Source organism: Ruoffia halotolerans (assembly GCF_014049385.1).
In the GTDB taxonomy this organism is placed as follows: domain Bacteria; phylum Bacillota; class Bacilli; order Lactobacillales; family Aerococcaceae; genus Ruoffia; species Ruoffia halotolerans.
Window position 1 is genome coordinate 130089 of sequence record NZ_JACAOA010000001.1, and the last position, 16963, is coordinate 147051.

17 protein-coding genes are annotated in these 16963 nt (G+C 35.8%); 6 read left to right on the forward strand and 11 right to left on the reverse strand.

The genetic code is table 11. The annotated features are described in order from the left end of the window. Nucleotides 1–6: 6 nt before the first annotated feature. A complete protein-coding gene (locus tag HW423_RS10995) occupies nucleotides 7–981 on the reverse strand; it encodes an LCP family glycopolymer transferase (protein ID WP_218930020.1) in 975 nt (324 codons plus the stop codon). A 15-nt stretch (nucleotides 982–996) separates the two neighbouring features. Then, entirely contained in the window at nucleotides 997–2013 is a 1017-nt protein-coding gene (gene galE / locus HW423_RS00595; RefSeq protein WP_218930021.1) for a UDP-glucose 4-epimerase GalE, read from the reverse strand. A 201-nt stretch (nucleotides 2014–2214) separates the two neighbouring features. Here galE and HW423_RS00600 point away from each other — a divergent pair, with 201 nt between their 5' ends. From HW423_RS00600 to galU, 5 genes are read left to right on the forward strand one after another with little or no spacing between them, the layout of a single operon-like run. Next, the gene (locus HW423_RS00600) at nucleotides 2215–2664 is read left to right on the forward strand and encodes a flavodoxin (protein ID WP_138404971.1); all 450 of its coding nucleotides are present in this window, start codon (nucleotides 2215–2217) and stop codon (nucleotides 2662–2664) included. Between the two features lie 19 nt (nucleotides 2665–2683). Next, a complete protein-coding gene (locus HW423_RS00605) occupies nucleotides 2684–3925 on the forward strand; it encodes an aminopeptidase (protein ID WP_218930054.1) in 1242 nt (413 codons plus the stop codon). 26 nt (nucleotides 3926–3951) lie between these two features. Further along, nucleotides 3952–4224, forward strand: a complete 273-nt coding sequence (locus HW423_RS00610) for a hypothetical protein (RefSeq protein WP_138404970.1) — start codon at nucleotides 3952–3954, stop codon at nucleotides 4222–4224. Between the two features lie 18 nt (nucleotides 4225–4242). Further along, nucleotides 4243–5370 (forward strand): glycosyltransferase family 4 protein, encoded by a 1128-nt coding sequence (locus HW423_RS00615; RefSeq protein WP_218930022.1) that lies wholly within the window; start codon nucleotides 4243–4245, stop codon nucleotides 5368–5370. After that, nucleotides 5363–6241: a UTP--glucose-1-phosphate uridylyltransferase GalU gene (gene galU, locus HW423_RS00620; protein WP_218930023.1), complete on the forward strand. Its 879-nt coding sequence runs from the start codon at nucleotides 5363–5365 to the stop codon at nucleotides 6239–6241. The genes HW423_RS00615 and galU overlap by 8 nt, the downstream gene beginning before the upstream one ends. A gap of 36 nt (nucleotides 6242–6277) precedes the next feature. Here galU and map read toward each other — a convergent pair whose 3' ends face one another. From map to HW423_RS00635, 3 genes are all read right to left on the reverse strand, one after another. Further along, nucleotides 6278–7033, reverse strand: a complete 756-nt coding sequence (gene map, locus HW423_RS00625) for a type I methionyl aminopeptidase (RefSeq protein WP_218930024.1) — start codon at nucleotides 7031–7033, stop codon at nucleotides 6278–6280. 13 nt (nucleotides 7034–7046) lie between these two features. Next, complete coding sequence (locus HW423_RS00630) at nucleotides 7047–7808, reverse strand: acyl-[acyl-carrier-protein] thioesterase (protein ID WP_218930025.1); 762 nt, start codon at nucleotides 7806–7808, stop codon at nucleotides 7047–7049. A gap of 166 nt (nucleotides 7809–7974) precedes the next feature. Continuing rightward, nucleotides 7975–8220, reverse strand: a complete 246-nt coding sequence (locus tag HW423_RS00635) for a GlsB/YeaQ/YmgE family stress response membrane protein (protein ID WP_218930026.1) — start codon at nucleotides 8218–8220, stop codon at nucleotides 7975–7977. A gap of 289 nt (nucleotides 8221–8509) precedes the next feature. On the opposite strand from HW423_RS00635, the gene HW423_RS00640 reads away from it, so the two are divergent. Beyond that, nucleotides 8510–9481, forward strand: a complete 972-nt coding sequence (locus tag HW423_RS00640; protein WP_218930027.1) for a S66 family peptidase — start codon at nucleotides 8510–8512, stop codon at nucleotides 9479–9481. Nucleotides 9482–9536: 55 nt separating this feature from the next. Here the strand turns inward: HW423_RS00640 and gorA are convergent, their stop codons facing one another. The 6 genes from gorA to HW423_RS00670 form a co-directional block, all read right to left on the reverse strand. Next, entirely contained in the window at nucleotides 9537–10883 is a 1347-nt protein-coding gene (gorA, locus tag HW423_RS00645) for a glutathione-disulfide reductase (protein WP_218930028.1), read from the reverse strand. Nucleotides 10884–10891: 8 nt separating this feature from the next. After that, nucleotides 10892–11443 carry a dihydrolipoamide dehydrogenase gene (locus HW423_RS00650; RefSeq protein WP_218930029.1) on the reverse strand — a complete coding sequence of 184 codons (552 nt, stop codon included), beginning with the start codon at nucleotides 11441–11443 and terminating at the stop codon, nucleotides 10892–10894. A gap of 149 nt (nucleotides 11444–11592) precedes the next feature. Beyond that, nucleotides 11593–12738: a glycosyltransferase family 4 protein gene (locus HW423_RS00655; protein WP_218930030.1), complete on the reverse strand. Its 1146-nt coding sequence runs from the start codon at nucleotides 12736–12738 to the stop codon at nucleotides 11593–11595. 106 nt (nucleotides 12739–12844) lie between these two features. Then, complete coding sequence (locus tag HW423_RS00660; RefSeq protein WP_218930031.1) at nucleotides 12845–14017, reverse strand: DEAD/DEAH box helicase; 1173 nt, start codon at nucleotides 14015–14017, stop codon at nucleotides 12845–12847. A 27-nt stretch (nucleotides 14018–14044) separates the two neighbouring features. Then, nucleotides 14045–15070, reverse strand: a complete 1026-nt coding sequence (locus tag HW423_RS00665) for a Gfo/Idh/MocA family protein (protein ID WP_218930032.1) — start codon at nucleotides 15068–15070, stop codon at nucleotides 14045–14047. A gap of 13 nt (nucleotides 15071–15083) precedes the next feature. Beyond that, nucleotides 15084–16784 (reverse strand): M3 family oligoendopeptidase, encoded by a 1701-nt coding sequence (locus HW423_RS00670; protein WP_218930033.1) that lies wholly within the window; start codon nucleotides 16782–16784, stop codon nucleotides 15084–15086. Nucleotides 16785–16963: the final 179 nt, after the last annotated feature.

Below are 16963 nucleotides of genomic sequence, written 5' to 3' on the forward strand. Positions count from 1 at the left end.
TTACTCTCAGTCCTTATTAGCAGACTCGTCTATTGCTGAAGCCATTCTTGAGACAACTTCTTTAATTTCACTCATGTCTGCAAAGTATATATATCGATCTTCCATTTGTGTTCTTTCTAATTGAACTAACTCATTGAGGTCGACATTCGTTAAATTATAATCATCATTGCGATAAATTTCAACTAATTTTGTAAAAGGCACCTCAGTTTGAATAACATACTCAGCATTTTCAAAATTTTCTGGAAGATTGAGTATATTTTCAAACTTAAAGAAATGTGCATAGAGGCTGTTTAATATCGCATGATGAAGGTCCGATTGCTCTAAAGTAGGTAATTTGTTCGCTTCGTCAATTAAATTCATAATTTCTATACCACTAAATTGAGCCGCTTGATGACTATTAATTGATAAATCTTCAATATCTACTGGGGCCTTCACTGTGATTGGTTCGATTGGGTCGACGATATCGCGAATGTTTTGCAGTCGTATTGCAGAAACATAATTCAATTCAACCTCAAATAAACGTTCGATTGTCTCTTTAATACTTGTGAGTCCACCGTTAGCATAAGTTAGAAGATTCATCTCTTCATCACCATCACTTTTTACGATTAAATTCATCGGAATATTCACCGTTTGAATTGAATTTTGTTCAGGATCAATATAATAAAGGGTAGACCATAAGGCTTCTTCAACTTGAGCCCCATCATAATAAATATTGTCCAATGCTACGAACAATACCGTATACGGCGTCTCATCTGCTATATCTTGTTGCTGGGCAAGATGAGGAACGATTTCTTCTTCATATACTGTTGATTGATAAGTTTCTTCAATTGTCGAATACTGATAGAAGATATAAAATCCTGCAATGATAACTAAAATCATCAATATAAATAGGATGATGAACCATTTTGTCTTGGACTTTTGTTTAACCCGTCCTTCATAGGTAGGATAACTGTCTCTTGTTAATTTTTGTTTCCTTACCACTTTATCGCCTCATTACTAATCAACATAACCATTGGGGTTGTTTTGTTGCCAACGCCAGCTATCTTGACACATTTCTTCGAGTGTCTTCTCAGCTTTCCAACCAATTTCTTTTTGGGCTAAGTTAGGATTCGCATAAACTTCAGCGACATCACCTGGGCGTCTTGCGACAATTTTATAATTAATTGGTTTATTTGTTGCTTTCTCAAAAGCATTTATTAAGTCTAAGACACTGTAACCTTCGCCTGTTCCAAGATTATAGATATTCGTTCCTGTATAATCGAGTAATTCTTCTAACGCTTTCACGTGACCTTTTGCAAGATCGACAACGTGAATATAATCTCTCACACCTGTGCCATCTGGTGTGTCATAATCGTCACCAAAGACACTTAATTCTTTTAACTTACCAACAGCCACTTGCGTAATGTATGGCATTAAGTTATTAGGAATCCCTTTTGGATCTTCCCCAATTAAACCACTTTCATGTGCTCCGATTGGATTGAAGTATCTTAATAACGTTACGCCCCACTCTTGGTCACTATAGGCAACATCTTTTAATAAGTTTTCATTTACAATTTTTGTGTATCCGTACGGGTTTGTTGCCGTATAGGTAGGCATAGTTTCATCTAATGGTGATGCGTTCTCTGTTCCATAAACTGTTGCCGATGAACTATAGACAATCTTTTTAACATTGTGCTTAGTCATCACTTCTAAGAGTGACACTGTTCCTTCAATGTTATTGTGGTAATACATTAATGGTTTCTCAACAGACTCTCCAACGGCTTTATAAGCAGCAAAGTGAAGCACTGCTTCGATATCATGTTTTTCAAATATGTCATTTAATGCTTCTTTATTAAGAATATCAACGTTATAAGCTAATACATCTTTGCCCGTAATTTCTTTAATTCGTTCTATAGCAATCGGACTACTATTACTATAATTGTCTGCGATAATTACTTCATATCCATTATTTAATAATTCTACAACAGTGTGGCTTCCAATATATCCTGCCCCACCTGGTACTAAAATAGCCAATATTCACACCTCACATAATTATTTGTTCATTGGCATATTATAGCATAACTTCTGCCTCTTTTAATTGACTTAATACATTTATAACAAAGTTCATAGAAGTGGAATATTCAGTAGGTGTTTAATGTTCTTAAGAATAACAACTGTTAGAATAAACATATCTTTGATATAATAACTTAGAATTACATTATAAGGAGGCAATGCATGGCCGAAGCGTTGATAATTTATACAAGTTTAACTGGTAATACGGAAGCATGCGCTGAAATTGTGTCTGCCCAGCTTGAAGAGCACGGCATCGATGTAACAATGGAAGATGTAATGCTTTCAGAGCCAGAGGATTTCCTAGACTACGATATCGTCTTAGTTGGAAGTTACACCTACGGTGTTGATGGGGTTTTACCCGATGAGATGGAAGAATTCCACGAAGAATTAGCGGAGTTAGACCTTTCTGGAAAAGTATATGGTGTGTTTGGTTCGGGTGACGATTTCTACCCTGTTTTCTGCAGTGCCGTAGATGACTTTGAAGAACAATTTGAAAAAGCGGGTGCCGTTAAAGGCGGTACAGGTGTAAAGGTTAATCTTTATCCTGAAGAAGAAGATGAAGAACTTCTTAAGAAACTTGCTGATGACATTGTCGCCAAATATGAAAACTAATGAGAGAAAGAAGGAATTTATTGTGTTAGAAAATTTTGATACATTACTAAACAAATATGCAGATTTAATCGTGAATAAAGGGATTGCTGTTGGTGAGGACGATTACGTACTTATCAATGCTGATATAGAGCAAGCGCCCTTAGTTCGCCTTGTTGTAAAAAATGCTTACCAATCAGGTGCGAAGAAAGTGGTCGTAAACTGGTCAGATGACATTATCACTCGCGTTAACTATGAAGGACAAGACGTAGACACATTAACGGATATTCCTCAATACAAAGTTGATGAAGCACATGATTTATTAGATAAACGTGCGAAACGTATTGCCCTTCGCTCATCTAATCCAAACGCTTTAAAAGGCGTTGACCCTAAAAAGATTAGTGAAAGTCAATTAGCTTCTTCTCAAGCTTTAGAAAAAGTACGTAACGCTACTCAAGCAAACGTTGTGAGCTGGTTAGTATGTGCAGGTGCGGGTGAAGAATGGGCAAAATTAGTCTTCCCAGAATTAGAAACAACCGAAGAACAAGTAGACGCATTATGGGACCAAATCTTCAAAACAACTCGTGTGTATGAAGAAAACCCCGTTGAAGCATGGGACGCTCGTGAAGCAACATTGAATGAAAAAGCAGATTTCTTAAATGCTGAACAATTCGATCAATTACACTACACAGGTCCAGGTACTGACTTTACACTTGGTTTACCAAAAAATCACGTATGGGAAAGTGCTGGAAGTGTGAATGAAAATGGTGAAATCTTCATTGCTAATATGCCAACAGAAGAAGTATTTACTGCTCCAGACTTCCGTCGTGCCGAAGGAACCATTACATCGTCTAAACCATTAAGTTATGGTGGAACGGTCATCGATGGTATGACGTTCAAATTTAAAGAAGGAGAAGTTGTTGAAGTTTCTGCAGAACAAGGCGAAGAAACACTTAAAGCTCTAATCAATGATAACAAAGGGTCAAAATCATTAGGTGAAGTCGCTTTAGTACCACATAAATCACCAATTTCTCAATCAGGAATTATCTTCTACAATACATTATTTGATGAAAACGCATCGAATCACTTAGCCTTAGGTCAAGCATATGCGACATCTGTACAAGGTGGAGCTGAAATGGACCGTGACCAATTAGAAGAAGCTGGTTTAAACCGTTCAAACGTCCATGTTGACTTCATGGTTGGTAATGGAGAGATGAACATTGATGGTATCAAAGAAGATGGTACAGTGGTTCCAATCTTTAGAAATGGGGAATGGGCTTTTTAAGCTCAAAAAACTAGGAGGTATGTTGTATGTCAGATGAGAATAAAACTGGAAACGCGTTAGAGCAGGAGCTAGTAAAACGATTAGAACAATTTGACCGACGATTTGATCGTAATGGTTGGTTTTTCTTAGTTATCGTCATTGTCATTTTCTTTATTACTTTATATTTATTTATGCAAATATTTAGGGTTCCCGAAGTTGATACATATACCTCTTCGAATGAAATACTCGGACAAATCGAAAGTCTTGAAGAACGAATCGAATCCTATGAGATTCGAATTGAAGAATTAGAGGCTGAATAATTTTAGAAGGATTTTTTCATGAAAATATTACATATAAATTCATACTTCTCAACTTCCGGATTATTTAACCAATTATATAGTCGCCAAGTTGATTCGGATATTGATATTGATGTTTATGTACCGATTCCGCATCAATATCCAAAAGACAGATTATCAACGAGTGGCGAATATACTACGGTCAGTCAAAATCATCATCAATTGACTCGTTGGATATTCCCGATTAAACATCATTTAATATTAAAGGATTTACTCACTCGTTATGACTTTGAGTCTTATCAATTAATTCATGCCCACTCTTTATTTTCAAACGGTTGGCTCGCACTGCAACTTCATAAGAAATATAATATTCCATATGTCGTTGCTGTGCGTAATGCCGATATGCGCACATTCTTTCAAAGAATGCCTTGGATGAGAAAAACTGGGATTAACATCTTAAAGTATGCTTCAAAAATTGTATTTATTTCAAAAAATACTTACAACGAAATTTTTGAAACATACATCCCTGACTCTCTACAAGCTACTCTAAAAGAAAAAGCCCATATTATTCCAAATGGTGTCAGTGATTATTGGCATGAAAATCGTTATACAGATAAAAAGACTAACTTGCATCAACCTTTAAGAATCGTCACAACCGGTAAGATTATGGCATTGAAGCGTTTCGTAGAATTAGCTAAATTAGTTCAAAGTTATTCTCAAGAACACTCACCTGCTGAACTTCATATTATCGGTCCAAGTTGGGACGATTCAATTCTAAAAGAGTTACAACAAATGCCGGTCGTTACTTATCATGGTAAACAAGATATGGAAAGTATGAAAAAGTTATATCGCTCGATGGATATTTTTGCAATGCTCTCCTACCCTGAAACATTTGGTCTTGTTTATGTAGAAGCAATGAGCCAAGGCTTGCCTGTCATTTATACAAAAGGTGAAGGCTTTGATAATTTCTTCCCCAACAAAGAAATTGGGATGAGCGTGAATCATAAAAGTCAAACTGAGTTCAATCAAGCGGTTGATTACATTCGTCAAAATTATGCACAAATGTCACACCAAGCGATGGAACAAATACAAAGATTTAAATGGGATAAGATTAATCAAGAATATTTAAACTTATATCAATTAATTACAAAGGAGTCTATCAATGAGTAAAGTAAAAAAAGCAGTGATACCTGCTGCTGGTTTAGGAACTCGATTCTTACCTGCAACGAAGGCAATGGCAAAAGAAATGTTACCTATTGTAGATAAACCAACGATTCAATTTATTGTTGAAGAAGCTGTTGCTTCAGGTATTGAGGACATTTTAATTGTAACTGGTAAAAGTAAACGTCCGATTGAAGATCATTTCGACTCAAATATCGAACTAGAAGACCATCTTAGAGAAAATGGCTTAGAAGATTTGTTAGACATTGTTAACGATACAACCAATGTTAACTTATTCTTTGTCCGCCAAGCTTATCCTAAAGGCTTGGGCCACGCAGTTCTTCAAGCAAAAGCTTTTATTGGTGATGAACCATTCATTGTTATGCTAGGTGATGACGTGATGCAAAGTGAGGTTCCATTAACGAAGCAACTGATTAATGTTTATGACGAAACACATGCGTCTAACATTGCAGTTATGGAAGTACCTTATGAAGATACAAACAAATATGGTGTCATTGCACCAGAACGTGAGTATGCTGAAGGGATCTATAACGTAGAGCGTTTTGTTGAAAAACCAAATCCAGAAGATGCACCAAGTAATTTGGCTATTATTGGACGCTACTTATTAACACCAGAAATATTTGAAATTTTAGAAAACCAAGCACCTGGTGCTGGTAACGAAATTCAATTAACTGATGCGATCGATACATTAAACAAATCGCAACGCGTTTTTGCTAAACGCTTTGATGGTAAAAGATACGATGTAGGAAGTAAATTTGGCTTCCTTGAGATGAGTGTCGAAATTGGTCTGGATCATCCAGAAATTAAAGATGAATTAAAACAACATATCATTGCCTTAGGTAAAGAACTTAAAGCATAAAAAAATGAGGGAATCCAAATGGACTCCCTCAATTTTTTATTCACCTTTTTGTTTTGTCATTAAAACTGGGCCTTCTTTAGTGATCGCAATTGAATGTTCGAATTGTGCACAGTATCCACCGTCACGCGTACGAGCAGTCCAACCATTATCATCCATCTTCATCTTCCAAGTTCCAGTTGTAATCATTGGTTCGATTGTAATGGTCATCCCCTCTTTTAAGCGTAGACCTTTCCCTGCTAAACCGTAGTGTGGAATTGCTGGTTCTTCGTGAATTGTTGGGCCAATACCATGTCCAATAAAGTCACGTATAACACCAAAGCCTTCACCTTCTGCATAAGTTTGGATTGCATGACCGATATCTCCGATGCGATTTCCTACAACAGCTTGTTCGACACCTAACATTAACGCTTTATAAGTGACATCAACTAGACGTTGGTGCTCTGAAGTTAATTCTCCAACAGCATATGTCCAACAGCTATCAGAAATTGCACCATTTAAGTCAACACAAAAGTCAACATTCGCAATGTCACCAGCTTTAAGTACATACCCTGATGGAAAACCGTGACAAATTTCGTCATTCACACTGATACATGTTGCGTATTTATACCCTTCGTAACCGATTTGAGCTGCGACTGCCCCAGCGCCTTCAATGCGCTTTTGAACGAATTTATCGATCTGATTTGTCGTCACGCCTGGTTTGATAAAGTCGCGTAATTCTTCATGAATTCCTGCTAATATCTCTCCAGATTCTATCATTTGTTCTATTTCTCTTTGTGATTTTAATGTAATCATTCTTCTTCCCTTTCTACTTTTCCCATTCTATATTTATGATACTTGCTATCTTATTATTGCTTTCATTAATAATAACTTGTTGAGTTTGTTTACTCTCTTCCAAATCAGCTTGATTGCAGATAGCTACTGTGTCTTGAGGGAGTATTTCTTTCTCATATTTAACTTCGATGCGTTTCATTTTATAATTTTGGCTGATATTAGACGGAATGGTAGAGTATGCCCATCTCAGATAAACTAGATTATTCACGTGTAAGTTCTCATCAATATCACTTTCATCAATACCAACCTTAAGATCTTCTTCATTTGCTTCATTCGTAAATGCTTTAATCTTCGAAAATTCAATTGAATATGATGAATCTATAGTATCTTCCGTTTCTAAAGGAGCTGGATTTATTCTAACAATTCGACGCTTGTCCATATCAATGGCTGCAAACTTAGCGAATACTTCATATAACAATAGCCCATCACTAACAACGCTATAACGTCTAGTACAGAAAAATCGGTTAACATCAATGAGTCGTGTATCAATCTCAAGCGTATCATTAAGTTCTGCTTCTTTAAGAATTCGAATCTCATATTGAGTGATGACCCATGTATGATTATCTTGAATGAATTTAACATTCAATTGACTTTGTAAGTAATTATCATGTAAGCCACTCACTTCCATAGCTTTCTCTAATATTTTTGTCAAATCGATTTGAGTCGTTCCAGGGATTATCAAATCATCTGTTACAACCAATTCTTTGCTGACTACTTTTAACTTTGAATCTTCCATCGATTCTGTAACCCCCTAATATTGCTATAAAAACAATTATACCAAAAAAAATCATAACTAACAGAAAAGAAGCATAATAAAAAAGGATTAATGAATATTTGCTTATTTAGACACTAAAAAAACTAGTCGGATAGAATCCGACTAGTTTTAATCATTTAAATAAATATTAACGCATTTGGCGTAGAATAAATGAAACAATTGCAATAAGAACGACCGCACCTAATAGCGAAGGAATAATGTAGAATCCTCCCATTTCAGGTCCAAAACCTGATAAAAATTGATTCCCGATCCATGACCCGACGAAACCAGCAATAATATTACCAATTATTCCGCCTGGGAGATCGCGTCCCATAATCATTCCAGCAATCCATCCGATGATACCACCGACGATTAGTGACCATAACCAACCCATATTATTCATCTCCTTTTTTTATTTATACAAAATATTTTCATTTTGTAACTTTATTATAACAACTTGTGGCTATTATTGCCAATATAAAGGCTTGAGAACAAGCTTAGATTTTAAATAAGTTATAAATAAATCTTTAGAACATTGATGTAACAGCATTTCCCGTTAACATTTAGTTCATAAAATATATCCTCAATTTTTGTCTATCACTTGCCCTGTCTTTTCCATTTATATAATGATTATTATCTTTCTGTTATAATATATAAAATATTATGTCAGTTGGAGGGATAACATGGAAAAAATATACCCAAATAAATTACAAATGAATGATGAAATTCGAGTATTGAGCCCTAGCTCTTCAATTAAACGCGTGAATACTGAAGCTGATAACGAGAAGCTCGTCAAATACTTTGCGGATCTCGGTTACACGATTAGCTACAGTCGTCATATCGATGAGATGGATGAAATGAATTCAGCTTCCATTAAAAGTCGCGTTGAAGATTTACATGATGCATTTTGTGATCCTCAAGTTAAAATGATTTTAACATCGATTGGTGGGTTTAATTCGAATGAATTACTACCGTATCTGGACTATGAATTAATTAGAAGTAACCCAAAAATACTTTGTGGTTATTCAGATATAACTGCTTTGCAAAATGCAATTTTTGCTAAAACAGGTTTAGTAACTTATAGTGGTCCAGCCTATTCTTCTTTTAAGATGAAGGAGCTCCAAGAATATCAGTTAAATGCTTGGCTAGCGGCGATGACTAAGCATTCTTATAACTTAAATCCAAGCGAGTTCTATTCGAGTGATGAATGGTTTATTCCAGAAAAACCTCGGAATCTAAAAGAAAGTGAATGGACAGAATACTCAAGTGGTAAAGCTAGCGGAACTGCTATTGTTGGTAATTTAAATACTTTTAATTTACTTCAAGGGACTCAATATATGCCTCAAGTCGATGATGCGATCTTATTTATCGAAAGTGCGGAAGAAAACGATGCCTTTGATTTTGCCAGAAATCTGGCTTCATTATTACAAGTTTATCCTGAACCTGTTGCCGTTATTATAGGTCGCTTTCCTAAAGAATCAGACATGAGTGAAGATACACTTCACTACATATTGAATAAGCATTCGATTTTACAAAGCATTCCGGTCATCTATAATGTAAACTTTGGTCATGCTCAGCCCATCTTTACTTTTCCTATTGGTGGAACAGTTACTATCAATACACCTGCTCATTCACTTTCAGTCGTTAAAGGATAATTTTTAGACAAAATACCAGTGAACCCTCCCTTATTTAGGTTCACTGGTATTCTTTTTATCTCATTGTTACAAATTCTTCTGCACCTGTTGGGTGAATAGCGATAATTGAGTCAAATTGGGCTTTTGTAGCCTTCATCTTCATCGCTACACCGAAGCCTTGAATCATCTCATCAACACCTTCTCCGATACCATGCAAGCCAATAACGACTTCTTCTGGCCCATAACATACGAGTTTAAATTTGTTTTGTTCACGACGCCAAGCTGCAGAAGCATACATTGAATAGAAAGTATTTGTATACACTTTAATATTCTCTGCACCAAACTCTTTAATTGCATCTCTCTCTGAATACCCTATGGTACCAATAGCTGGATGGCTAAAGATAACTGTTGGAATATTTGTATAATCAATTGCTGAAGTTGCTCCATTATTAAATAAATATTCTGATAACGTACGTCCAGCTCTAATCGCAACTGGAGTTAAATCAACACGGTCAATCACATCCCCAATCGCATAAACGCCAGCTTCCTCAGTTTCATGACCGTCATTGACATTGATTTGTCCTTTTTCATCAACCGTGATGGCAGTATTTTCTAAGCCAAGATTTTCAGTATTAGCGACACGTCCGACGGCTGCAACAACGCGGTCAACAACTAGTTTCACTTCGCCATCTACTAAACATTCAATTTTATCACCATTTTTACGGTATTCAGTAAAGGTGGTGTTAGGCATATGTGTCGGTCCATCTTCATTGATTGCGCCAAGTAGCAAATCACTTAACATGTCATCAAAAGAACGTAATGGTTTTTCATATCTTGTGACTAATGTCGTATCAACCCCTAAGTTACTCATTACTTGTGATAATTCAACGGCAATGTAACCTGCACCAACGACAGCTACTTTCTCAGGTAAAGTCGTCCAGTTGAAGAAATCATCTGAGTTATCAACTAATTCTCCACCCGGTACTTCTACCTTACTTGGGCGTCCACCTGTCGCGATTAAGATGTTTTTAGCTGTTAATGTTTCGCCGTTTACTTCAACGGTGTGTCCATCAACGAATGATGCATGACCTCTATATAAAGTTATGCCGTTTTTTTCTATGTTGTTCTCATAACCTGATCTTGAACGACTAACGTAGCCATCGCGTGCTTCAAGAAATTCATCAAAGTTAAAACTTGTGTATTCAGCATGGAAACCATATCCTGGTCCGTATTTATGAATACTATCCGAAACTCTTGAGGCGTACCAGCTAACTTTCTTAGGGACACACCCGCGGTTTATACACGTTCCACCTAAATCAACGGCCTCAATGACCGCTACTTTAGCTCCATGCTCTGCCGCACGGTTCGCAGAAGAAATTCCGCCACTTCCTCCACCAATAACTATATAATCAAATTCTACCATATTTATATTCAGTCCTTTCTTTCTAACCATACTGCAGCCAGTGTTTGACTGGCAGGAATCACTGCATTTATCTTACCATGATTATCATATGCTTTATAACATAATTGCCCTGCGTCGTTATAACCAAAAGCATAAACTAATAGCCAGTGATTGCCATATTTACTTCCAAACGCTTTGGTTGTTCCAACAATAACTGGGTAAGGATTCGCTTGAGTTAACTCTTGCGTAACGATTGGGTTACTTATAAGGTGCCACCTTGGCTTATAACCGTCATCGTCGAGGAAGTCTCTTAAGCCCCCGATCAAATCCCAATGGTAGGTTCCTTTATACCAAAAACGTCTATCAATGAGTGGTTTTAATCCAACAATTAAATCATCCATGGACAATTCTTTCTCACAATCTTGCTTAATAACGTAATGCGTCAAAGCAGCAACGGTATATGTACCACAATAGCCCGGAAATTCGCGATTGACATAGTTACGATATGTCTTCATTGAGCGAGGGTTTATCCCTGTCCATTCCGTTGGCCAATCTTTTCTAGTATACTTTTGTTTTTTCACGATTCTTACCCTACTTCCCTATATGAGTCTACTATAACTATGAAAAATGAACTAATTAATTGCTTAAATTCATCACAATAATAGAAAAAAATATTAACCGCTGATTGGCGGTTAATATTTTAATAAATACTTTTATTATCTAAACAGACTTAAGCTTGTTTACGAATACCATTATATTTATATTGATGCGCTTCGATCGTTTGCGAATAGAAATCTAACAATTCTAAAGTCGCATTATCCCAAGTATATTTTAAAGCTTCTGAACGTCCCTTTAGAGAAAGCTTTTGCATTAACAATGGATTATCAATATTATTAATGGCATCCATTAAACTTTTGTTATTACCAGACTCATAGATTAAGCCTGTCTCCATATCCGTAATTTGTTCAACCGTTGGTTCACTTTTAGCAGCAATGACAGGTATACCTGAAGCCATCGCTTCTGATATAACTAAACCAAAAGTTTCTGATGTTGACGGGAATACAAAAGCATCTCCCGTCGCAAAGGCTTTAGATAAATCCTCACCATGCTTAAACCCTAAAAAGTGTGTCTTCGTTCCAGCAAAGACTTCTTCTAAGCGTTCTCTATCTGGCCCATCTCCGACAATGGCTAGGCATAAATCATCTCGCACATCAAAGATAGCACGTAAATGATCAATATCTTTCTCTGGAGCCAATCTACCGACGTAGACTAATAATTTATTATTCGGATTATTGTCCGTTAATTTATTATATAGATCTTGATCAAAATATTCAGGATGACGACCTTCAATATCAATCCCTCGAGGTAAGACGCCTTGAGTGGGAATCTTCTCATCATTCAATTCATCCATTAAGCTTTGAGAGACAGTAATATTAACGTCAGACTTTGTATGCCAAAAACGAATATAATCCCAAAGCACCGGCTTAAATAAACTCATATTGTAATGGTCTAAATAATTCGGTAAATGAGTATGGTATGAAGTTATTAAAGGTAGATTTAACTTGTTTGCATAGTGAACCGCTGATGAAGCCAAAGAAATTGGATTCACAGCATGTACCACATCTGGCTTAAATTTCTTGAAAATAGACTTTACTCTTCGAGAAGGTAAACCCCATGGACGTGATCCATACAATGGAAATGTCACTGTTTCAAGTCCGTAAACTGGTACACCTTTATAGTCGCTTATACCAAGATCCGGTGAAATAACAATTACTTCATGACCAATTTCTTTTAATTGGACAACAAAGTTTGCCAAGCGAGTGCAAATACCATCCGTCGCTGGGACAAAAGTTTCTGTTACGATTGCTATACGCATATTATCCTCCCACTACAAAGCCACTTAATCTTTTGCTACCTTGATTATACTTCTCGAATGTAAATTTAGAACTAAATGAATGTAAAGTTTATGTAAATTTGTTAATTTAAGAGCGTTTTCTTCTATTTTGACCTTGTTTCTCTTGGTTTTTCTTCCCTTTTGCTTGAGTTGGATCAATTAATATTCTGTTTTTTAATACTTTCTCTGTTAATGGAATATTCTCTTTTTTTAAGATAGCTGCTAAATCATTTGCTTCTTGTTGGTTTAATAACGAGATAACAATACCTTCTCGGTTCATTCGACCCGTTCGTCCAGATCTATGAATATACGTTCCACTGTCTTGAACGCGGTTATAATGAATGACGTAAGGAACTTCAGAGATATCCATTCCTCTACTAGCAACATCCGTTGTTAGAAGATAAGTAACATCGTGATTTTTAAATGCGCGAATCGCATATTCACGTTCTTGTTTACTTGCATCGCTATGTAAGACAACGACAGATACATTCTCATAGATTAATTTCGCTGCTACTTCTTCGATCTGATTAATCTGTTCAAAGAATACAATAGCTCGCATGTTATCCATCTGAGCTAAACGTTTTAGCTCGTCTACTTTATAGCGATTATTAACCGTAATGAAATAATGTTGAATATGGCTACCAGATTCTTGTGAATCAATGCGGATAACTTTAATGTCATTATTCTCATCTTGTCTTTCATTAACAAATTCCTCTGTCATTGTTGCACTTGCAAAAACTTTTTGAACATCACGCATCAGTGTTTGTTGAATAGATTCGATTGTTCTTTTGTGTTCATCTTTAAATAAATAATCTGCTTCATCAAAAACGATGGTTTTTACTAGATGAACTTTAATTTTTTTCGTCTTGCTTGTTAACTCGATGAAGCGACCAGGGGTTGCAATAATTAGTTCTGGCTTATCTTTTAATTTGTCGATTTGGCGTTTAATATTTGCACCACCGATGAGCGTTTGAGTTTTAATGCCTACAACTTTACCCCATTCGCGTGCTACTTCACCTATTTGCATCACTAATTCTTGTGATGGCGCTAAAATAATCGCCTGCAAAGTTTTATTTACTTCAATTTGATTCAATATAGGTAGTAAGTAAGCCAATGTCTTACCCGTACCTGTTGGGGATACAGCGATGACGTCGTTCCCCTCAGATGCTTCTTTAAATAATTGTTCTTGAACCGGCGTAGGTTCTTGAAACTCTTTCTCTTTCCAAAAATCTTGGAGTTCGGTTCTAAATGTATTAAGCATTATATGCTCCTTCTCTTATCTTCTATTCTATTCTTCAATGTCAAAAGAAATGTTCGCTGATTTACGCAGTAATTCCATTGTTTGTACTACTTGTAAGCTTAGTTGCTTCCAATCTTCATAGCGCACTTTTTGGTGAATGCTATCCGGATTATTGATTACATCTGCAAAGTTCATTAACTCATCATACATGTAATTTTCTGGCTTATAATCTATGACATCTGCCCTTTGTCCTTCTTTATTAATTAACTCAACCTTACTAATACGACTCACATCATGGACAATAATTGTCTCATCATCGATATAAATTTCACTTGGTAGCTTTGAATGTACAGCTTTAGAGATAAATATCGACACTTGAAAATTATTATATATGAATAAAATTGTACCGAAAATATCGGCACCATTCTCCCCTTTTTGAGCGTTGTATCGTACTGAATTAGGTAAACCAAATAAATCAAGGACAACATATACAGGGTATACACCTAAATCCATCAATGCCCCACCTGAATACTCTAGGTTGAATACATTGGGTGCAATCTGTTGATGTTCCATTGCATCACGGTATTGTATATATTTAGATGAGTATTGGCCAAAATTAAAGTTAGCACCTAAAAACGGTTGCTCTGAATTCTTTATCTTATTCTGAACTAACTGCTTCATTCGTCGATAATTACGTGTATGAATATGTAAAGCACCTTCAAAAATGAAGACATTCATACGTTTCGCTTCTTCATGTGCTTGATGCCATTCTTCAACACTTGAAAACATTGGCTTCTCAATAATGACATGCTTTCCAGCTTTTATCGCTTGCATTGCTTGTTCAAAATGCAAACTATTGGGACTTGCGATATAGATCAAATCAATTTCTGGATCGAACAAAATATTATTTAATTGGTCCGTATAGTAGTCTGTCTTGTAAATCGTCGCAATATCTTTTGCTCGGTAGGCACTTCTTGAATAGATTCCTTTAATCTTATATAGATTTGTCAGTTGACTCGCTTTAATAAATTGCTCTGTAATCCATGAAGTACCAATGGTTCCTACGTTTATCATTGAACTCCTCCTCTTATATTAACTGCTCTTCATCAATAGCTTCTAAATAGGTCTTAATGGCTTGAGTAACTTCTGAAAGACTGTTTTCTTCAAAAGGTGATTTTAAGTTCGCAAGTTTGACAATTTCTTGGAATGTTTTCGTACCACCTACACGACAAATATTTAAGTAATCTGACCAGAAGCTATCATCTTCTTTAACATGACTTCGCTCCCAAAACTGAAAGGCACAAACTTGGGCCAATGTGTAATCAATATAGTAGAATGGTGAATTGAAGATATGGCCTTGTTTAAACCATAAACCACCTTGCTCATAAAACTCATTATCATCATATTCTTTCCAAGGAGTGTATTGTTTCTCTAATTCACGCCATTTTGAACGGCGTTCTTCTGGTGTCATTGTTGGATTTTCGTAGATTTCGTGTTGGAAGTGATCTACTAAGACGCCATAAGGTAAAAAAGTCACCGCTTCTGAAAGATGAGCGTATTTGTATTTATCTACTTTCTCACCGAAAAACTCATCCATGTATGGCCATGCGATAAATTCCATACTCATCGAATGAATTTCACAGCTTTCATGTGTTGGCCAAATTAATTCCGGCTCATTAATCCAACGTGAACGATAAAGTTGGAAAGCATGTCCAGCCTCGTGCGTTAATACATCCACATCTCCTGAAGTCCCATTAAAATTAGCAAAAATAAATGGAGCATTAAAATTCGGGATGTGAGTACAGTAACCTCCACTTTGCTTACCTGGCTTAGTTAATAAGTCCATTAAATCATGTTTAACCATAAAGTCGAAAAAGTCCGCCGTTTCAGGTGACATATCTGAATACATCTTTTCAGCTTTTTGAATTAACTCATAGGCTGTTCCAATAGGTTTCGCATTTCCTGTTGGAAAGCTTAAGTTTAGATCATAGTATTTTAATTCATCTAATTCCAAACGTTTCGCTTGACGGTCAAATATATAAGTTGATAATGGGACAATTTGTTTCAAAACTTCACGACGGAATACTTCAACATCCGAACGCGTATAATCCAAGCGGTTCATTCTCGCATAGCCCATCTCTACAAAATCTTTAAAACCAAGTCTGGTTGCCATCTCATGACGAACTCTAACTAATTCATCGTAAATACGATCAAATTCTGATAAGTTCTCTTGGAAAAAGTTTGCATATAGTTCAGAAGTCGCTTTTCGTTCTTGACGGTCAGTTGACTGCATGAATGGGTCCAAACTAGATAAGTTATAAGTCTCTCCATTATATTCGATTTCCGCGGATGCGATAAGTGAATCATATTCAGAAACTAATTTATTCTCTTGTTGTAGTAAAGGTATTATAGTTGGGTCAAATACTTTTAGAGAGTTCTCAATAATATCAAAAAATGGTGCTGCAATTTCTTGGTTTAATTCAGAAAGAAATGGCGAGTTTAAAATTGCACGATAATAATCCGTTTCCCATTCCGATATAATTGGTAACTGTTCATTCCAAAAATCACTTTCTCTTTTATAAAAATCATTTTTCGTATTAATAGAGAAACGAATTTCTGCTAACTCTGATTGAGTATTTATTTCATTTTGTAATGCTTGAATCTCACGAATGCTTTCTAAAGCTTCCTTGACAGAGTTTGCATTTTTTATTTTGTCAATATTTTCTTGATAGTCATTTTTGAAAATTTCTAGGTCTGGTCGATTATAATTAAATTCGTTAAATTTCATACACACACGTCCTTCATTTACTGTAATGCCATTATACCACAGGTTCAGTTATAAGCTTGTTATTTTGGGATAGTTCTAGTGAATTATTTTATATAGCGGATTAAAAAGGACAACAAGAGATAAAAAGTTAACTACATTTTAGTAGTCAATTTATTAGCAAAAACTTGACATTATCGTGT

What these genes read in the sequence shown, in the direction of transcription:
- HW423_RS00600 (WP_138404971.1), top strand. Translation starts at nt 2,215, where the DNA reads ATGGCCGAAGCGTTGATAATTTATACAAGTTTAACTGGTAATACGGAA.
- HW423_RS00610 (WP_138404970.1), top strand. Translation starts at nt 3,952, where the DNA reads ATGTCAGATGAGAATAAAACTGGAAACGCGTTAGAGCAGGAGCTAGTA.
- HW423_RS00615 (WP_218930022.1), top strand. Translation starts at nt 4,243, where the DNA reads ATGAAAATATTACATATAAATTCATACTTCTCAACTTCCGGATTATTT.
- galU (WP_218930023.1), top strand. Translation starts at nt 5,363, where the DNA reads ATGAGTAAAGTAAAAAAAGCAGTGATACCTGCTGCTGGTTTAGGAACT.
- map (WP_218930024.1), bottom strand. Translation starts at nt 7,033, where the DNA reads ATGATTACATTAAAATCACAAAGAGAAATAGAACAAATGATAGAATCT.
- HW423_RS00630 (WP_218930025.1), bottom strand. Translation starts at nt 7,808, where the DNA reads ATGGAAGATTCAAAGTTAAAAGTAGTCAGCAAAGAATTGGTTGTAACA.
- HW423_RS00635 (WP_218930026.1), bottom strand. Translation starts at nt 8,220, where the DNA reads ATGGGTTGGTTATGGTCACTAATCGTCGGTGGTATCATCGGATGGATT.
- HW423_RS00640 (WP_218930027.1), top strand. Translation starts at nt 8,510, where the DNA reads ATGGAAAAAATATACCCAAATAAATTACAAATGAATGATGAAATTCGA.
- gorA (WP_218930028.1), bottom strand. Translation starts at nt 10,883, where the DNA reads ATGGTAGAATTTGATTATATAGTTATTGGTGGAGGAAGTGGCGGAATT.
- HW423_RS00655 (WP_218930030.1), bottom strand. Translation starts at nt 12,738, where the DNA reads ATGCGTATAGCAATCGTAACAGAAACTTTTGTCCCAGCGACGGATGGT.
- HW423_RS00660 (WP_218930031.1), bottom strand. Translation starts at nt 14,017, where the DNA reads ATGCTTAATACATTTAGAACCGAACTCCAAGATTTTTGGAAAGAGAAA.
- HW423_RS00665 (WP_218930032.1), bottom strand. Translation starts at nt 15,070, where the DNA reads ATGATAAACGTAGGAACCATTGGTACTTCATGGATTACAGAGCAATTT.
- HW423_RS00670 (WP_218930033.1), bottom strand. Translation starts at nt 16,784, where the DNA reads ATGAAATTTAACGAATTTAATTATAATCGACCAGACCTAGAAATTTTC.